Genomic DNA, 15772 nt, shown 5'->3' with positions numbered 1-15772 from the left:
TGCGATCCATACTGCTTTTTCTTCTGGGCGTGCCCATTCCCATCATCATTTTGATTGCACTGATGTTCTGAAGGAGCGCCGCATGCCCGCACCGCGCCGCAGCCACCCGGTCACGCAGCAGCCGCGGCGGGCTGCTGCGGCCGGCGGGCAGGACAAGGCTGCCGCTTCGCTGGCGGCCTACCGGCAAAAGCGCGACTTCACGCGCACGCCGGAGCCCTCGGCAGAACCTTCCAGCGACGCGATTGCAGGGCAGCCCGGCGCGGGCGCCCTGCAATTCGTCATTCAAAAGCACTGGGCCAGCCATCTGCACTACGACTTCCGGCTGGAGCTGGACGGCAGCATGAAAAGCTGGGCCGTGCCCAAGGGCCCCAGCTACGACCCGGCCGACAAGCGCATGGCCGTGCAGGTGGAAGACCACCCCATGGCCTACAACCGCTTCGAAGGCCAGATTCCGCCGGGCCAGTACGGCGCGGGCAAGGTCATCATCTGGGACCGGGGCACCTGGTGGCCACAAGGCGACGCCGCCGAGGGCCTTCGCAAGGGCAAGCTCAAGTTCGAGCTGCGCGGCCACAAGCTGCAGGGCCGCTGGACCCTGGTGCGCATGCGCGGCAAGGACGATGCCAAAAAACCCGCGTGGCTGCTGATCAAGGAGCATGACGGGCTGGAACGCGCCGCCGGCGAATTCAGCGTGGTCGAGGACATGCCCGACAGCGTGGCCGGCCTTCCCCTGGAACCTGCAGCAGCGGCAACGACAGAAACAACAACAGCAACAGCAACAGCGCCAGCGGCAGCACGAAAGCAGCACGCTGGCACCGCGACCATGCCGCAGGAGATCGCCCCCCAGCTGGCGACCTTGGTGGACCGCCCGCCCACGGAGGCCGGGCAATGGATCTTCGAGAGCAAGTTCGACGGCTACCGCCTGCTGGCCCGCATCGACAGCGGTACCGTGCGGCTTGTCACGCGCAACGGCAAGGACTGGACCGCCAGAATGCCTGCCCTGGCCCGCGCCTTGGCGGCCCTGCCCTTGCAAACAGGCTGGATCGACGGCGAGGTGCTGATGCTGGACAGCGACGACCGCCCCGACTTCCAGGCCCTGCAAAATGCCTTCGACGGCGAGCACACCGACCTGCTGGTCTTCTTCGCCTTCGACCTGCTGTGGCACGACGGCCAGGACCTGCGCCAGCAGCCCGTGGAACAGCGCCGCCAGCGGTTGCAGGAGCTGCTGCACAAGGCGCCGTCGGACCGCGTTCGGTTCAGCCAGGCCTTTGACGCCCCGCCCGCCGACCTGATGGCCGCCGCCTGCCGGCTGGGCCTGGAGGGCGTGATCGGCAAGCGGCGCGGCAGCGCCTACGTCTCGCGGCGCAGCATGGACTGGATCAAGCTCAAGTGCGGCCACCGCCAGGAGTTCGTGATCGCCGGCTATACCGATCCCCAGGGCTCGCGCACCGGCCTGGGGGCCCTGGTCCTCGCCGTGCATGGCGAGGACGGGCAGCTGCACGCGGCCGGCAAGGTCGGCACGGGTTTCAACGCACGCACCCTGGCCGACCTGCGCCAGCGCCTGGACGGCCTGGCCACCGGCACATCCCCGCTGGCAGACACCCGGGGCCTTGGCAGCCAGGTGCACTGGGTGCGCCCCACCCTGCTGGCCGAAGTCTCGTTCGCGCAATGGACCGCGGACGGCCGCATCCGCCACGCCGTATTCCAGGGCCTGCGCACGGACAAGCCTGCGCGCCGCATCGCAAAAGAGGAGCCACAGCACGTGCCATCGACCGCATCTTCACCCCGCACCGCAACCCGCCACAAAGCCGCCCCGCCCCGCATGGCCAAGGCGGCGCGCCTGCCCGCCACGATCGCCATCACCCATGCCGAGCGTGTCATCGACCCCTCCACCGGCATCACCAAGATTGAAGCGCGCCGCGATAAATGCGCCGCCATCAGCGCAATAAATGCATGATCCGCTGTGTTGCGCACTGAGAAAACAAATTGCAAACCAGCGCCGTCCGGCCGCTACATCACGGGGCACGTCCGCAGTTCTCCGGACTCGCACCTTGCGGGGCTTGCATCTAGAGTCCGACCGACTTTAGGAGCCCGAGATGAAAACCACCCCCCCGCAATCCAAGGCCTCGCAAGTCCGTGAGCACATGGCGGCCGGCCGCTGGGCTGAAGCCATACGGATGGCTGCCGCGTTCGGTCAACTGGACAAGCACCGCACGGCCATCCTTGACGCACGCACAGCCTACACGAACCCCCGATGGCTCCAGCAGCTTGGCATCGATCCAGACTCGGCCAAGGAGGCCGGGCATGCCGCGTTGAGAGAGCGGTTCACCTAATTTGAATGAGCTTTCCCAAAAAAGAACGCGCCAGATGAACCTGGCGCGTTTTCATTTCAGGGGAGAGCCAAGCCCTCAGCGGACAGGACCACATGCAGCGGTCGCACGCCTTGGATCGCCCTTGACGAAGACGAGGACATGCTGGTGCGTCTTGCCCAGCTTGCGCGACAGCTCGAAGCCTCGCCCCATGCGGATCGGCAGAGAGCCCGCTTGAGTCACCAGGATGGCATCGTTGTAGAGGTGAGCTCCCGCGTCGCGGAAAGCTGCGATGGTGTCGCTGACGAAGCCCCGATAGAGGCCCTGACCGTCACGCAGGTCACCCACGACGAAACAGGCGAACCTGTCCTGACGAAGCATTGACACCGACTCCTTGATGATGGATCGGTATGTCTGCAAGAAGCGCGGGTAGCGCATGGTCGAGAGATCGGCCTTGTCGTCACTGTAGCGCTCCAGATTGCCATAGGGAGGGCACGAGAACAGTAGATCCGCCTGCAGACCCGGCAACGCCTGGCGCACTTCCAGCGCATCGCCCTGAACCCATTCCGGCGCCGGCATGTTCGACCGACCAAGAATCTGCCATTGAGCTCGGTTGGCCTCGACCTGCTCACCCCGCAGATCAACGCCAGCGTAGTGCCGCCCGGTGGCTGCGGCCACGATGCCGCGAACACTGCCGCCTGCGAACGGGTCGAGCACTTGGTGCCCAGGCGCCGAGAACCAGCGATAGATCAGCTCACACAGCACGGGGTCAAAAACGCTCGTGCCATGTTGTTTGATCTGGTCGGGGTGGGCTTGGGAGAACTCTGACCAAGTCGCCTTGCGGCCGAGGGTTGATTCGAAGGCATTCTTGGCAGCGTAGGTTGCAGGGGGCTGCGCTGACGTAGAGAACAGAAGGCCACCCGCGCGCCCCAACTCTGATTGAATGCCGGTAGATAACCAGGCCGCCTTGCGCTCACGCCACCAGCCTGCGCGCGCGTCCAGCAGTGAGAACGGGGCAGCAAGATAGCGGTCTGCGAGTGAAGGTGCCCGGCCGAGGCTGACGGCGGCGTCATCGTTGGGCTGTGTGAAAGTCGGGAATTGAACGTCTGTCATTTGAGCTTAGGTTTTGTTTGACGCTCAAGGGGCGTTCAGAGGGGGCGCTCTCGGCGCTCAGTTGATTGAATGCTCCACAGCGGGGGCATTTGATGCTCAGGCGGGTGTACTCACCCTCCGCGAGCTTGCGGCGGCAGGAGCCGCAGCGTATTTCTTCCATTGCAAGCATCTTTCCTATACGGAAAATCCGGTATGCTGGCGCCGCTCTCGCGAGGGTGGCGGGCCTGGCCGGGCTTGCAGGCACGTTCTGCAGGTTCGGGGTTCGACCTGGTGTTACCGCACCTGGCCGGGTCGCCCGTCTTTTTTCAGATCACGTCTATATAAACAGGCAGGTCGGGCGCCGGCCCCTGGATCACTCCTTCCAAAACAAAAACACTGGTCCCCTCGGTGGCCTGGCCCTTGACGCGAACCCGGCCCGCGCCAGGCAGCTCCACAGTGACCGCGCCATCGGCGACGGCCACGACCTTGCCAATCTGTACGCGGCCAGGCGCGAGGATTTCTTTGAGCTGCAGGTAGAGGTTAGACATGGCTGTCGACCTCCAGCGCCTGCGTCAAAACCGGGTACTGCTGCGAGATCGACGTGCCGCGCACGATGCCCAGGCGCCGCGTGCCTGAGTCGTCGTAGTAGCGCAGCACGCGGCCTGGCTTGATCACGCCCGTTTCTGCAAGCACGGGCAGCGTCATCTTGTGTTTGAGCTGTCGACCGGATTCAGCCAACTCGGCAATTGCGCGGGCCCTTGCGGCGCCGATGGTCGTAATGAGTGGATGCACGGCCATCGGCTGCTTGAGCACGTCGCCAGCGGTGCCGGTGCGGGTCAGGTCGCCCATGACGCCGCCCGCCTCGCCTGCGACGAAGATGCGGTTGTACTCGGGCACATCGATCACCTCGGTCTCGTCCACCTCGGCAATGCCCTCCGGCAGATCGATGTCGGGCACCAGTTCGCTCCACCGCCACCAGGGCAGCGGCCACGCCGGCAGCGCATGTAGGACGGGGGCCGTGTCGTGCGGCTGCAGGTAGCCGCCCACGCTGGTTGCGATATCGGTCAACGCGCTGATGTAGGTGCCCTGGTGCATCCAGATCCCCCCCGGCACCAGCCAATCCGTCAGTTGGAAATCCACGCTCCATCCGAAGCCCACACCGTTGACCGTCAGCACCTCGCTCATGAGCTGCTGCGCCGTGCGGTCCAGCGTGTGCGTGAACGTCTGCACGGGAGCGTGCGGCGCGTCCAGCAGCGCGGCCTTGCCCCGGCCCGACACGGTGACCAGGTGCTCGGGAAATCGCTTGCTGCGGCCGATACGCTCGCCCTGCATCCGAAACGGCTGACCGTTTACGCGCACCTCCAGCTCGACGGGCTGACCACCTGGGCCGGGCATGAGCGCATCGCGCGCAGCGGCGTGGAAGCTCGCCGAGAAAGTCCATGTCCATGATTGCCGGTTGAGCGACATCTGAAAGCTCTCGCTGGGCAGCGGGTCGCCGGCCAGGGCGTCCGCGCGCCGGATCTCGACGGAGTTGATCATGATGTAGGTCCTACGCGCCGGCACCACGATGCCGGGCTGGGGGTTGGGGTTGCCATGTCCATCACACACAAACACCAGGCGCGCCGGTAGCCCGCCGCTGGCCGGTAGCTTGAACACCAGGCGCGCCGGCAGCGTGGGCTCGTAGCACGGGCGCACGGGTGGCAACACGATGATGCTTTGGCCGGAGGCGGGCCGAATGGCCTCTTGCCAGCGTGACAGCAGCGTGATGCGCAGCTGCTGTCCATCGCCATAGCTGCTGCGAATGGACGCCCGCAGTTGCTCGGCCTCTTGCCAGTGGCGACGAATAGCGGCACGAAGATGCAAGGTCTCTTGCCACGCCGTGGTCAAGGCGCCCCGGCGCAGGTCAGCCTGCTGCCAGGCCATCAGACTCACAGCTCGCAGTCGCTGGGCCTCTTGCCAGGAAAGGTCCAGCCCGGCCCGGCCCGGCTCGCCCTGCTGCCACTGGCTCACGACGGCTCCGCGTTCGCGCAGCGCTTCGTGCCATAGAGGCTGCAGGCCACCGTGCTGGGGACGCGCCTGCTGCCATCGGTTCGCAGTCACGACGCGCAGCACCGCTGTCTCCTGCCAGGCCGTGTGCAAAGCGGCAGCTGCAGGCGTAGCCGTCTGCCAACCTGTGCCAAGTACTGCGCGAGTGGTCCGGCTGACGTTCGAGTCCCAACGAGTGCGAAGATGGCCGCGCAGCCCGGTGATGCGCGCTGCGGCTGACGCCTGCACGCCCACACGCATGCGCAGGTGACCACGCAGCCCGGTAATGCGGCCGCTGCCCTCCGCGACCACAGGCCGCTGTGGCCCGCCGCCGCTGGCGCCGAACACCAGGCGCACGGGGCCGCCAGTGATGGGCTGGCCCTGCTGGTTGAAGACAAGCTGTACTTGTGCCATGGGTCTATCAAGTCAGGGCAACCAAGCCGAGCTGCACCAGCCCGCCCGCGTACAGCATGGGCGATGTCTGGCCCTCGGGTGTGGTGCCGCCGATGATGCGTATGCCGCCTCCGCTATCCATGTCCGAGACATCGCAGCGCGTCAGCACGGCGCCGTCCGCCGCGATCCACTCCGCCCAACGAGGCTGACCATTGAACTGCACCAGGGCGCCGGCCAGGTCGCGCACGTGCAGGATCAAGGCGCCGTCAACGATGGCACCGCAGGGCTTGGCCAGCACGATCTGCGCCTGTGCCGGGTCTGCGTGGATGTCGGTGATGAGCGTCGGCCGCGTTGTCGTGTAGAGCGCCAGTCGGGCGTTGGCAGGGCCCACGTCCGCACGCACGACGATCGCAGCCAGTTGCGCCAACGCAGTGACGGCGCTGATTTCCCAGTCACCGCTGACACTCATGGCACCTCCGGAGTGAGCCTGCTCGCCGCCACGGGCCGATAGTTGCCCGCCAGATCCTCCGCCAGGGCCAGGAAATCCTGCCGAGTGTCCAGGCCCCTGAACTCCCAGGCGCCAGTGATGGGGTCTGCCCATGTTTCGCGCACGACCAGCTTGTCGCGCTGGCGCAGCAGCACCACACGCCCACCTGCAGGGACCAGCGCGCCGCCTGTCAGCTCGATCTGATTGGTGCCCCACACACGGCCCGCGCCCCCGAACTCCATATCCCGTGCGAGCAATGCGCGTGAGCCCATGACATGCGTGCTGCCCAACGCTGCGCTGGCGGCAAGCAGGGCATGGTTGTTGGACATGGTGAGGGGGCCTCCTGGCTGAGACAACAGAATGCCGCCGACCACATAGTCCCCGTTAAATCGCTGGAACGTGTTGCCCCAACGCCACCCATCGTCGCTGTGCTGCAGATGAACGTGCCCTGGCACTGGCAGTTCGTCCCATGCGCTTGCAATGGGCGAGAGGTAGATTTTTGCGGTGGAGACAGCTACTGGTGAGGGAAATGCAAGCCCGATCCATGCCGGAAAAGCCGGCTTGGACGCCCAGCCGTTGTTGCTGGCGCTCTTGACCCCGTCGAAGGCGTTTTCCTTTTCGTAGCCTGCACCCCAGTCGCCCCCACTGATCACAGCGGCGCCAGCTGGAGAGACAAGAGATGCAGCGGCATCAAGAAACTCGACTTCGGCCAGCCAGATATCGTTGCCGTTGCCCGAAGTGAACAGCAGGCGCCAAAAGCGCGCGGAGACTGCCACGGCTACCTCCACGGTCCGGTGATGTCGACCATCACGACGCCTGGTGTGACGTTTCCGGCCGGGGGGCCAGCGGCGATAGAAAGTAGCTTGCGCCCCGCCAGGTCGTCGGTCCCTTCGATCACCGACCCATTGCCGATGGCACCAGACCAGTCTGAGCGCAGGTGATGCAAGCCAGGGAGGGTGCCACGCTGACCCAGCACGATCAACTCCACGGGACATGTGATCAGACCATTGTTGGGACCATTGGGGCCAAGCCCCAGCATCGAGTAATTGGCAGTGCCGCTGTAGGCCTCGCTGGCCGTACCGTTTTGGGCCTGTCCGATGCGCTGAGCCAGCATTGCAGCACCGATGCCCGTGTGCGCCCTGGCAATGTATGCACCATCTCTGGCAGAGCGTCCTGCATAGCCAACGCAGCCTGTGAGGGGCGATGAGGTGGTGCTGCCTTCAGTGGTGTTCCCTGTCAGCACCCAGGGCCAAGCATCGCCCGATTTAACGCTCTGGATGTCTCCGCACAGGTACACCGTGCAGCGCCCGTTGCCTGCTGCGTCGACAGCCAGGTAGAACGCACGCTCGTCAGCAATCAGCGTCCAGCCCCGAGCGTCGGCGCTTGCAGCAGCGCTCTTGAGCCAGCGCAGGCCGCCACTGGCTTGAGACTCCAACGGTATTGGCCCCATCCCGGTGGACACATCCGTCATGGACTCATAGCCCCGGACCCGTGCTGTCAATGTCCCCGTGTCGTCGACGCGCAAGACACAGCCGGAGGCTGCTGGGGAACTCGGCCTGAGTGCGAGCACGTTTGCGGTGCCAGGATACAGCTCCGTCCAGCCTGCTGGCGCCAGCTTGCTGGTGATGGTGCCCGCAGCCGGGCCATCCGGCACACCTGCAGCCGCAAAAGTCACGGAGTTCGCTGTGGTGCTCAATACCATCTTGAGGCCATTGAGCGCCACAGGCGTGGCGCCAGCAAACTGCGCAATGCGTCCCGCACGGAAGGGGTGCCCGGACGAGTAGGACGCCAACGCAACGCCCGCGCTCACGGTGAGCGAGGCGACCGGACCAGTGCCCGCGCCGTCCACCAGGTAGGTCTTGAGTAAAGCCTTCAAGGAGCCCGCCGTGCCGCTCAAGGACAGCGCGCCCGGCATGGTCGAGTCGTAGTGATAGATCATGATGACCAGGTGTATTGAGTGAGGGGTTAAAAGTCGGATTCGGGCGCGCGGCCCACGTCGCCGCGCTGCACCAACCAGCAGCTGTCGTCAATGCCAGCCGGGCTCGACGGCTGCGTGCAACGGATCACGTCAATCGCAGCCTCGGTGCCTACCGTGTCAACGAACAGAACATTGCCAGACACCCAACCCGCGCCCCAGCCTGCCGCGCGCACGGTCATGTAGGGCGCGCCAGCCGCAGTGTTCAGCGGGCTGAAGTCAGCATTGATCGTGCCGCTGGCGATCTGCCCAAGGTGTTGGCCTATGAGATCGAATGTGATGTTGTCGCTGCGCAAGCGCAGGGCCCAGCGCTCGGTGATCGCGCCAAGGTTGGAGACCTCAATTGGGAAACCCGCCGCGTTGTACGTTGCGGCCGCTTCCCCTTTGGCCGGGTCAACGCCGTCATACCAGGTCGTGCCACTCCAAGAAGCTTGGTCGTAGGTCCGGGACACGCGCGAGAAGCGGTCACCGAAGCGCAGCGCTGTCGAGAAGACGGCTCCTGCCGGGAAGGCATAGCCCACAGGCTGCGTGAGCTTCACCTTGCCGTCGATCCGCACCTCGGCGATCTGGCGATAGACCTCGGTACGGCCGATGACCTTGACCGCTGCGGGGTAGCCGGTCAGGTCCACAAACTTGACGGTGCCGGCATCCAGGTCGGCGGTGTAGCCCGTGCGGATCTCAGCGCCAGTGGACGCATCAAGCACCTGGACGAACGAGAGGCGCTCGTGTCCAAGGCTGAAAGTCTGTCCGACCTGGGGAGCGAACTGGACGCCGCCGTGGGTGACGCCAATGACGCACGTGTCACCAGGCCGGGCAAACGCGACTCGGCCGTCCGATGGCAGCGCGGCCGGGTCGATGCCCATCAGCGTCACGTCGACGGGCAGATAGATGTAGCTCACTGCGCTGTAGCGCAGCGTCGTCGGGTCGACCGGCCACGGCCGCCAGATCCGGCCAGGTTGGACCGCGCCTACGTCGGCCGCGTTGTACCACCACTCGGCCTTTTCCTCGGCACTGAGGTCCGCGTCGAACACGAAGTCGCCGAACATCAACTGCACACCGCCGCGCGAGAAATCGACGCGGCCCCACATATGCGAGCCTGTGACATTGCCTTGCCCGTCGACGTTGGCCGTCAGCGTGTTGCCTCGCGTGTCTACAACGGTCAGGACGAAGCCGCCTGCTCCTGCCCGTAGCGGCGCAGCATCTGTGTTGAAAAACACGCTGGCGGTGGACCATTGGCCCGCCTGCGTCCAAAGGCTCTGCAGCTGGAAGTCCGTTGCACCGCTTCCGCCCACGACATAGTCGTACATGCCCACGGTGCCGGCCTCGTAATCGATCTTGCCGCTTGCAATGCCCGGGTCGATGGCGGTGCGCCCTCGATAGATCAGGCCGTCGAAGTCCGTGTAGACCTGGCCCATCCACCTGAACTGCACGCTACCCGCGACGATGCGCTGCGACGTGTAAGGGCACAAGTCCATCGTGACCTCGGCGGGCTTGTATGTTTCGCTGTGGTTGCGTGGTGCGCTGGCGCCGACACGGTAGCGCGCGACGATGCTGGAGCCTCCAAGCATTTCCTCGCCCACCCCGGCCGTGCCATAGGTGCCGCCCTTGCGGCCGTTGTCCTGCCACGCGCCCGCACCATCGCTCACGGCACGCGAGAACTGCTTTGCATCCTCATAGTCGCTTCGGTAGGCCTCAGTTCTGCGGTCGAACTCGATCATCTTGAGCGAGACCTGTTTGCCCACGTAATCCACAGTGCCCAGGCCCGCGGCAAATCGGCCGGCGCCGTCATCGGTGACGGTCTTGATTGAGACCAGACGGTTGTCAGCGGTGGTGCCGCTTTGTTCTGTCAGACTCGCGCTGCTGGCGTTTGTGGTCGTCACGGCAAAAGGCCGAGAAATCATTTCGTAAGCCATTGGGGTGTCCTATGCGTATGCGGCTCTGATGGCGATGTTCTGGCCCGGTGACTGCGGCTCCTGCCACTCGGGGACCGCCTTGAACACATAAGAGGTGTCTGCGGTCTTGCTCGCTGTGGTGGTTGTCAAACTTCCGCCTGCGGTCTGGCTCACCGCACGCGCGACGCACCACTCGATTTGCAGCGTGCCGGCCGCCGGTTGTTGCGCCAGGCCAAATGCGGCGAAACCGGCGGCATCAGGACCGACCCCGGGAATGATCTCGGTCACCATCGTCTCCAGCTTGCAGTCGACCTGCAACTCCGCGCCCGGGTCGGGCATGAAGTTCGGCCGCAGCAACACGGTGCGGCTGTGGTAGTCGACAACGCCTGCAGCATCGCCCGCCAGCTTGCCCGCGCCGGCCTCGGAGACAGTCCGCACCACGCCGGCACTTGGGTACTTGACCACCAACGTGCCGGGAACAATGCGGTCGTGCTTTGTTGCTTCGTCCTGCCCTCCGACCACCCAGCAATACTCCGGGGGGCGGATCGCAGCGCCCTGGTTTGCACGCGAGGTGTACGACACGCGGGCGCCATGGGTCAGCGCGATCGAACTGCCGATGTCAGGGATGGATTTGAGCGTGGCGCTGATGCTGCCGGTCAGGTAGTTGACCGCGCCGCCGCCTGCTCCTACGAGCTTTCCCGCGCCGTCATCAGTCAATGTGTAGCGCTGTCCCAGCGCCCAGAAGTCGATGAAGACCGTGCCCGGCTCCGGCAAGGGGTTGCACTGCCAGACGAATGTCAGCCCAGCGCTCGCCTCGTCGATCACATACCTTTGCGTGTGCGGCGTGATACCGACTTCCACGCGCCGGGGGGCCTCGGCAAGCACGATGCTGCGCCGTGCCGCTGGCATCTGGTCGACGGAGGCCACTTCGCTGCGGCTGTTGGGCACCACTTGCGTGTAGATGCTTGCCAGCTGGAGCCATGCGTCATTGATACCGGTCGCGGCCGTCAGGCGCGTAGCGCTGTAAAACAGTCCAGAGTCGCTATAGACGGTCTCGCGCAACAGCGTCTTGCCTGCAGCACGGGCGAAAGTGCGCGTTGCAGGGGAGCCGGGGAAGTCAAATAGGAGCCCATCGAACAGCTCACATGTGGTCACCTGGGCCTGGAAATCCACCAGTTGCCCACCCACCAGTTCGGTGAACATGCGGATCACCGTGTCCGTGGCCTTCACGCGGATGCGCTGCCGGCGCTCGCCAGCAAGCCCTTCGTTATAGACCAGCACGAAGGTGCGTCCGATAGCCGGAGGCGGCATGCCGGGACGTTGAAAAATCTGGATGCTGCGCATCGTCGTGTAGTGGTTTTCGAGCAAGTAGCCCGCGAACTCACTGCCAGCTGCCATGCCGGACTCAATGCGCCGTGCGATATCAGCGCGTGTCGCAAAGGGGTTCTTGAGCGACAACAGGGTGACCGACACATTCGGGTCTGCAGGTGGCTCCGCAAGAATCACGTTGCTGCCCAGGAATTGCGTGCGATCCGTATTGCGCAACACGCCGAAGATTTGATAGATCTCGACCCGGCCCGTGGTCCGGGTCTCTTCGGAAATGTCGGGGAATATCTCATTCGATTTGCCCGATGTGAGCAGCCGCGCGGACGGCGGACCTCCTCCCTCGGGGACGTCGGCCATATTCGCCGAGCGCGCAAAACGGATATCGCCTGCGAGTAGCGGCATATCAAATCTCCATGAACTTAAAGGACGGCACGTACTGCAGTTCGGCCGTGTGCTCGGCGTCGAGCAGGCGCCAAATAGGATTGGCCAGAAACTCCATGAACAGCACCGTGCGCGGTGCGCCCCGCACCACAAGCCGGAACGTCTCGCCGGGCAGGGCTTGCCAGGCCCTGAGCTGGTCGCACAGCGCACGGGAGATCCAGGCCTGAGAATCGCGGCCATCGAGCGTGATCGGCCGCCCGGCCTGGCGCAGCCCTACATGCACATGCAGCGCGCCGCTAGTGCTGTAGCGTGTCTCGGTGACGGCCGGGCTCCAGGCGTACTCGTCCGTCCAGATCAGGCGGTCAGACAGGTCCAGCGTCGTTCCGGCGCGGGTGAGCGTGATCATTGGGCCACTCCCTTCGCCTGTGCCAGCTTGCGCATGAGATCGACCTCGGTGTCTGCACTCTGCTTGCTGGTGTGGCTCGTCGTGCCGCTCAAGAAGCCCCAGGGCTCCACGCCGTTGATCGTGATGTTGTTGACGTAGGTGTTGCCGCCCTGGCCAGGGGCTGGTGCTGGGCCAGGTGCGGGTGCCGGGCCGGGGGCTGGCGATGGACCAGGTGCGGGCTTCGTGGGCTTGTCTTTGCCGTTGGCTTGCTCAAGCATGTACGCGGCTTCGTGCTTGCCGGAGTCGTCGTACTTGTAGTACTCGGCCATCTTGCCCAGTGCTGTCGCAAGCGTGCCGTAGTTGCCGCCCCATTTCTTTTGCACATCCGAGGCTTCGTAGGGCACATTGCCGTTGGCATCCACAAACTGCTTGGACAACTCGGCGGCGACCTTTTCGTCGAGCCCAGCCTGCTTGAGGTAGTCGATGATCATGGCGCGCGTCCAGACGAACTGGGACTGGACGTTGCCCTTGGCATCCGAAGTGAAGCCATCTTTGTTGCGGTATCCGGAACCGACTTTCTCCACGCCGTCGCCCAGGCGCTCCATGGCATCAGCCTGCTTGTTGATGGAATCTGTCGATTTGTCCGCCGAGTTTTTGACATCGTCTTGCACGCGAGCAAGATTTCGCAGCTTGTTGGCGGTGATCTCGGCAATGTCACCCTCCTTGCGTTTCACTTCTGCGGCCTTGATTGCGGCTTCGATCTCCAGTTTCTTGGCGCCCGTGTACTCGCCCGAGGCGATCAGCTCGGCCTTCTTGGCTTCGGCGGCGGCGATGGCCGCATCCGCCTCCAGGCGCTTGGCCTGTGCCGTGAGTGTGAGCAACTCGATCTCCAAGCGGCGGATCTCGTTCTGAGCGGCCATGGCGGTCTGCTCATCACCTCGGGCCTTGGCGACTTCATAGATTGCGCGCTGATGTTCGATGGCGACGCGCACAGTTGCCGACTGGACATCGATGTCGGCCTGCGCCAGGTTGCGCTTGGCCTCAATGGTCTTGAGCTGGTCCTGCAGGGCATCGCGGTAGACATACGCAGCCTTGCCCGCCGCCAGCTCGGCCTTTTCTAGTTCTTCTGTGGTGGCTTTGCCCGCAGCTTTCGCAGCACGGACACGATCCAGCTCCTGCCGAGCACGCTCCCAGGCTTCACGTAGCTCGATGACGCGTTTGCTGTTGTCTTTGTTCGCCTCGGCTTCGGCCTTCGACTGCTCGACAGCCAGGCGCGATGCCTGAGCCTGTGCAACGGCTTTGTCCGTGTCCTGCTGCCGCAGGTCGATCTTCTTTTGCAGTTCCTCCAGCTCTTTCTTGCGTTCTGGCGATTGGTTGGCTTTCTCCTTGTAGAGCATCTGCAAGGCTTCAAGCTCTGCTTTCATCACAGCCAGCTCTGTCGCCTTGAGGGCTGCCAGTTTGTTCAGAGCGGCCGCGTTGTCCTCGGATGCTTTGACTTGCGCGACCCGCTGCTCGCGTTCTGTTCCAAAGGCATCTGCGAGCGCAACCGCTGCCTTGCCTTCAGCATTGCGGGCAATGACGCTCTTGTCGGTCTCGGCAATTTGCTCGCGGATGGACTCCGTGACCTTGCCGTAGTCGCTCTGCAGCTTCACCCAGGATGGACTCGCCTGGTTGGCAGCAGCGGCCGAAGAAATCGTTGCCTGGGCCTGCTCCCGTTGAGCGAGCGCGGTCTTCTCTGCATCCGACCCCAGCACCATGATCGCGTCTCGCAGCACACCGTTGTGTTGGGCTGCCTTGAGCAGCTTGTCGCGGCTCTCGGCTTCGATGTCTGCAAAGGCCTGCTTGACGCCCTTGAAGTCCAGCGTTGCCAGGGCGCCCATGAGCACGCCAATGCGCTGACCTGTGGAGACCAATCCCTCGCCCAGCAAAAGGATGGCCGTTTGTGCCAACTCCGCGCCCACCTTCAGCACACGCAGGCCGCCCGCTTGGCCAATACGGTCGGACATATCGACAGCGGCGTTCTTGACGTTCACGAACTCTTGGCTCAGCGTCTGCGCTTGCGGGGCGCCGCCATACAGCTCGTTTAGGCCTTGTGCCAGAGCCGGGAAGATGTCCTGAGCGGTGATCTTGCCCTCTTCCACCAGCTTCATCATCTCGGCCGTTGTCAGGCCCAGCCCCTTGGCTGCGGCATTCAGCGCGCCAGGCAGAGCTTCGCCGAGCTGGCCGCGCAGCTCTTCGGACTGCACAACGCCCTTGCTTGCCATCTGCGACAGTGCCATGAGCGCGTTGCCAGTTTCTGCGCTCGACTTGCCCGCCTTGCCCATAGCTGCTGCCACGGCTTCAAACACTTGCCGCGTCGGCTCTCCTTCGACCGCTGTGCCACGCGTTGCGGCAGAAAGCCCCAGGAACGCTTTACCAACCTCGGTGACATCGGAGCCAATACGCGACGCCACGACGCGGACGAACTCCAGCTCTTTCCCGGCCTTCTCGGCATCACCTGTGACTGCCGCCAGGCCGCTGCGCAACTGCTCCATTTGCGCTGCGGCGGTGACCATCTCACGGAACGTGAATGCAGCACCCAGAGCCGCTGCCATCTGGCCCAGCATCTGGGTGAGGTTCGCGATCCGGCCGTTCAACTGATCGGCTGCCGAGGCGCTGCGTTGGTGTGCTGTGCCCAGCTCTCGTGCACGTTGGGATGCTTGATCAGCTGCGGCTGCCTCTACACGCAGAGCCTTGGCTAGGTTCTCGGCAGCCTGGAGCTCCTTGTCTTGTGCCGCTGTCAACGGACCTACAGCGCCAAGCTCCTCGCGCCGCGCATCTGTGGCCTGCTGGATGGCCGTGGCTTCTGCGCGCTTGGCCCGAGCCACAAGCGCCAGCTGATCGGACTCGATCTGGCGCAGGGCATTGCCCGCCTGCGTTGCCGCAGCCTCATCGCCCTGGGCCTGGGCCGCCTGTAGGCGCGCCTGCTGCTCGGCACGGGTGGCAGCCAGGTGCTGCCGCTGCAGCTCGATCTCGCTTTGCTCGACCTGCAGTCCCGCCTTGATGGCCTGCGTCTTGGCATCCACCGCTTTACGCAGTCCGGCCAATTCGCCTTCGGCATTATTTGCCGCACCACCCACTTCTGCCAGGCCCTGGCCGGCTTGAGCCGCAGTCTGGCCCATCGCGGCCATGCCTTGGCCTGCTGTGCTCGCTCCCGCGCTGAGCTGCGCGCCTTGCTGCTCTGCCTTGCCCTCTGCTGCGGCCAGTTGGTCCAGCCCAGTCCCTGCTTGCTTGGCCGCGTCCTCAAGCCTGTCGAGCGCGGTACCGGCTTGCGCGCCAGCCTTGCCTGCGCCCTCAGCACTCGACTCGACTTTTGTCAGGTCCTGCGCGAGCTCGCCCACGCCGTCGCGCTTGATGCTGACTTGGAATTCGAGCTTGTTGTCGTTGGACATGGGGAAAGGCGAACAAGAAAAAGAAGATGGGCCGCACACCGCCTATGCAGCGGCGGCGGCCCGGGTGCCGGACGGTGGT

12 protein-coding genes and 1 pseudogene are annotated in these 15772 nt (G+C 64.6%); 2 read left to right on the top strand and 11 right to left on the bottom strand.

Features of this window, described 5'->3' with window-relative positions:
• Window positions 1–82: 82 nt before the first annotated feature.
• Window positions 83–1918, top strand: a pseudogene (gene ligD, locus AC5I49_RS11640) (non-homologous end-joining DNA ligase); the annotation flags it as partial.
• A 175-nt stretch (window positions 1919–2093) separates the two neighbouring features.
• Window positions 2094–2330, top strand: a complete 237-nt coding sequence (locus AC5I49_RS11635; protein ID WP_495789374.1) for a hypothetical protein — start codon at window positions 2094–2096, stop codon at window positions 2328–2330.
• 75 nt (window positions 2331–2405) lie between these two features.
• On the opposite strand, the gene AC5I49_RS11630 is transcribed toward AC5I49_RS11635, so the two are convergent.
• The 11 genes from AC5I49_RS11630 to AC5I49_RS11580 form a co-directional block, all read right to left on the bottom strand.
• On the bottom strand, window positions 2406–3419 hold the full coding sequence (locus tag AC5I49_RS11630; RefSeq protein WP_495789373.1) for a hypothetical protein: 1014 nt from the start codon (window positions 3417–3419) through the stop codon (window positions 2406–2408).
• Window positions 3376–3579, bottom strand: a complete 204-nt coding sequence (locus AC5I49_RS11625; RefSeq protein ID WP_495789372.1) for a Com family DNA-binding transcriptional regulator — start codon at window positions 3577–3579, stop codon at window positions 3376–3378. The genes AC5I49_RS11630 and AC5I49_RS11625 overlap by 44 nt, the downstream gene beginning before the upstream one ends.
• A 145-nt stretch (window positions 3580–3724) precedes the next feature.
• The gene (locus AC5I49_RS11620) at window positions 3725–3946 is read right to left on the bottom strand and encodes a hypothetical protein (RefSeq protein ID WP_495789371.1); all 222 of its coding nucleotides are present in this window, start codon (window positions 3944–3946) and stop codon (window positions 3725–3727) included.
• Window positions 3939–5837, bottom strand: coding sequence for a hypothetical protein (locus AC5I49_RS11615; RefSeq protein WP_495789370.1), 1899 nt, complete (start codon window positions 5835–5837; stop codon window positions 3939–3941). Before AC5I49_RS11615 ends, AC5I49_RS11620 begins: the two co-directional genes overlap by 8 nt.
• Window positions 5838–5844: 7 nt before the next feature.
• Window positions 5845–6285 (bottom strand): hypothetical protein, encoded by a 441-nt coding sequence (locus AC5I49_RS11610; RefSeq protein WP_495789369.1) that lies wholly within the window; start codon window positions 6283–6285, stop codon window positions 5845–5847.
• On the bottom strand, window positions 6282–7079 hold the full coding sequence (locus AC5I49_RS11605; RefSeq protein ID WP_495789368.1) for a hypothetical protein: 798 nt from the start codon (window positions 7077–7079) through the stop codon (window positions 6282–6284). Before AC5I49_RS11605 ends, AC5I49_RS11610 begins: the two co-directional genes overlap by 4 nt.
• Before the next feature lie 2 nt (window positions 7080–7081).
• On the bottom strand, window positions 7082–8242 hold the full coding sequence (locus tag AC5I49_RS11600) for a hypothetical protein (RefSeq protein ID WP_495789367.1): 1161 nt from the start codon (window positions 8240–8242) through the stop codon (window positions 7082–7084).
• A 26-nt stretch (window positions 8243–8268) separates the two neighbouring features.
• Window positions 8269–10191: a hypothetical protein gene (locus AC5I49_RS11595; protein ID WP_495789366.1), complete on the bottom strand. Its 1923-nt coding sequence runs from the start codon at window positions 10189–10191 to the stop codon at window positions 8269–8271.
• 9 nt (window positions 10192–10200) lie between these two features.
• On the bottom strand, window positions 10201–11898 hold the full coding sequence (locus AC5I49_RS11590; protein ID WP_495789365.1) for a hypothetical protein: 1698 nt from the start codon (window positions 11896–11898) through the stop codon (window positions 10201–10203).
• 1 nt (window position 11899) lies between these two features.
• Window positions 11900–12283 (bottom strand): hypothetical protein, encoded by a 384-nt coding sequence (locus tag AC5I49_RS11585; protein WP_495789364.1) that lies wholly within the window; start codon window positions 12281–12283, stop codon window positions 11900–11902.
• On the bottom strand, window positions 12280–15693 hold the full coding sequence (locus tag AC5I49_RS11580) for a tape measure protein (RefSeq protein ID WP_495789363.1): 3414 nt from the start codon (window positions 15691–15693) through the stop codon (window positions 12280–12282). Before AC5I49_RS11580 ends, AC5I49_RS11585 begins: the two co-directional genes overlap by 4 nt.
• Window positions 15694–15772: the final 79 nt, after the last annotated feature.

This window comes from Delftia sp. (assembly GCF_059499305.1).
Note: the sequence above shows the minus strand (reverse complement) of the source record. Positions and strands in the feature narration are given on the sequence as shown.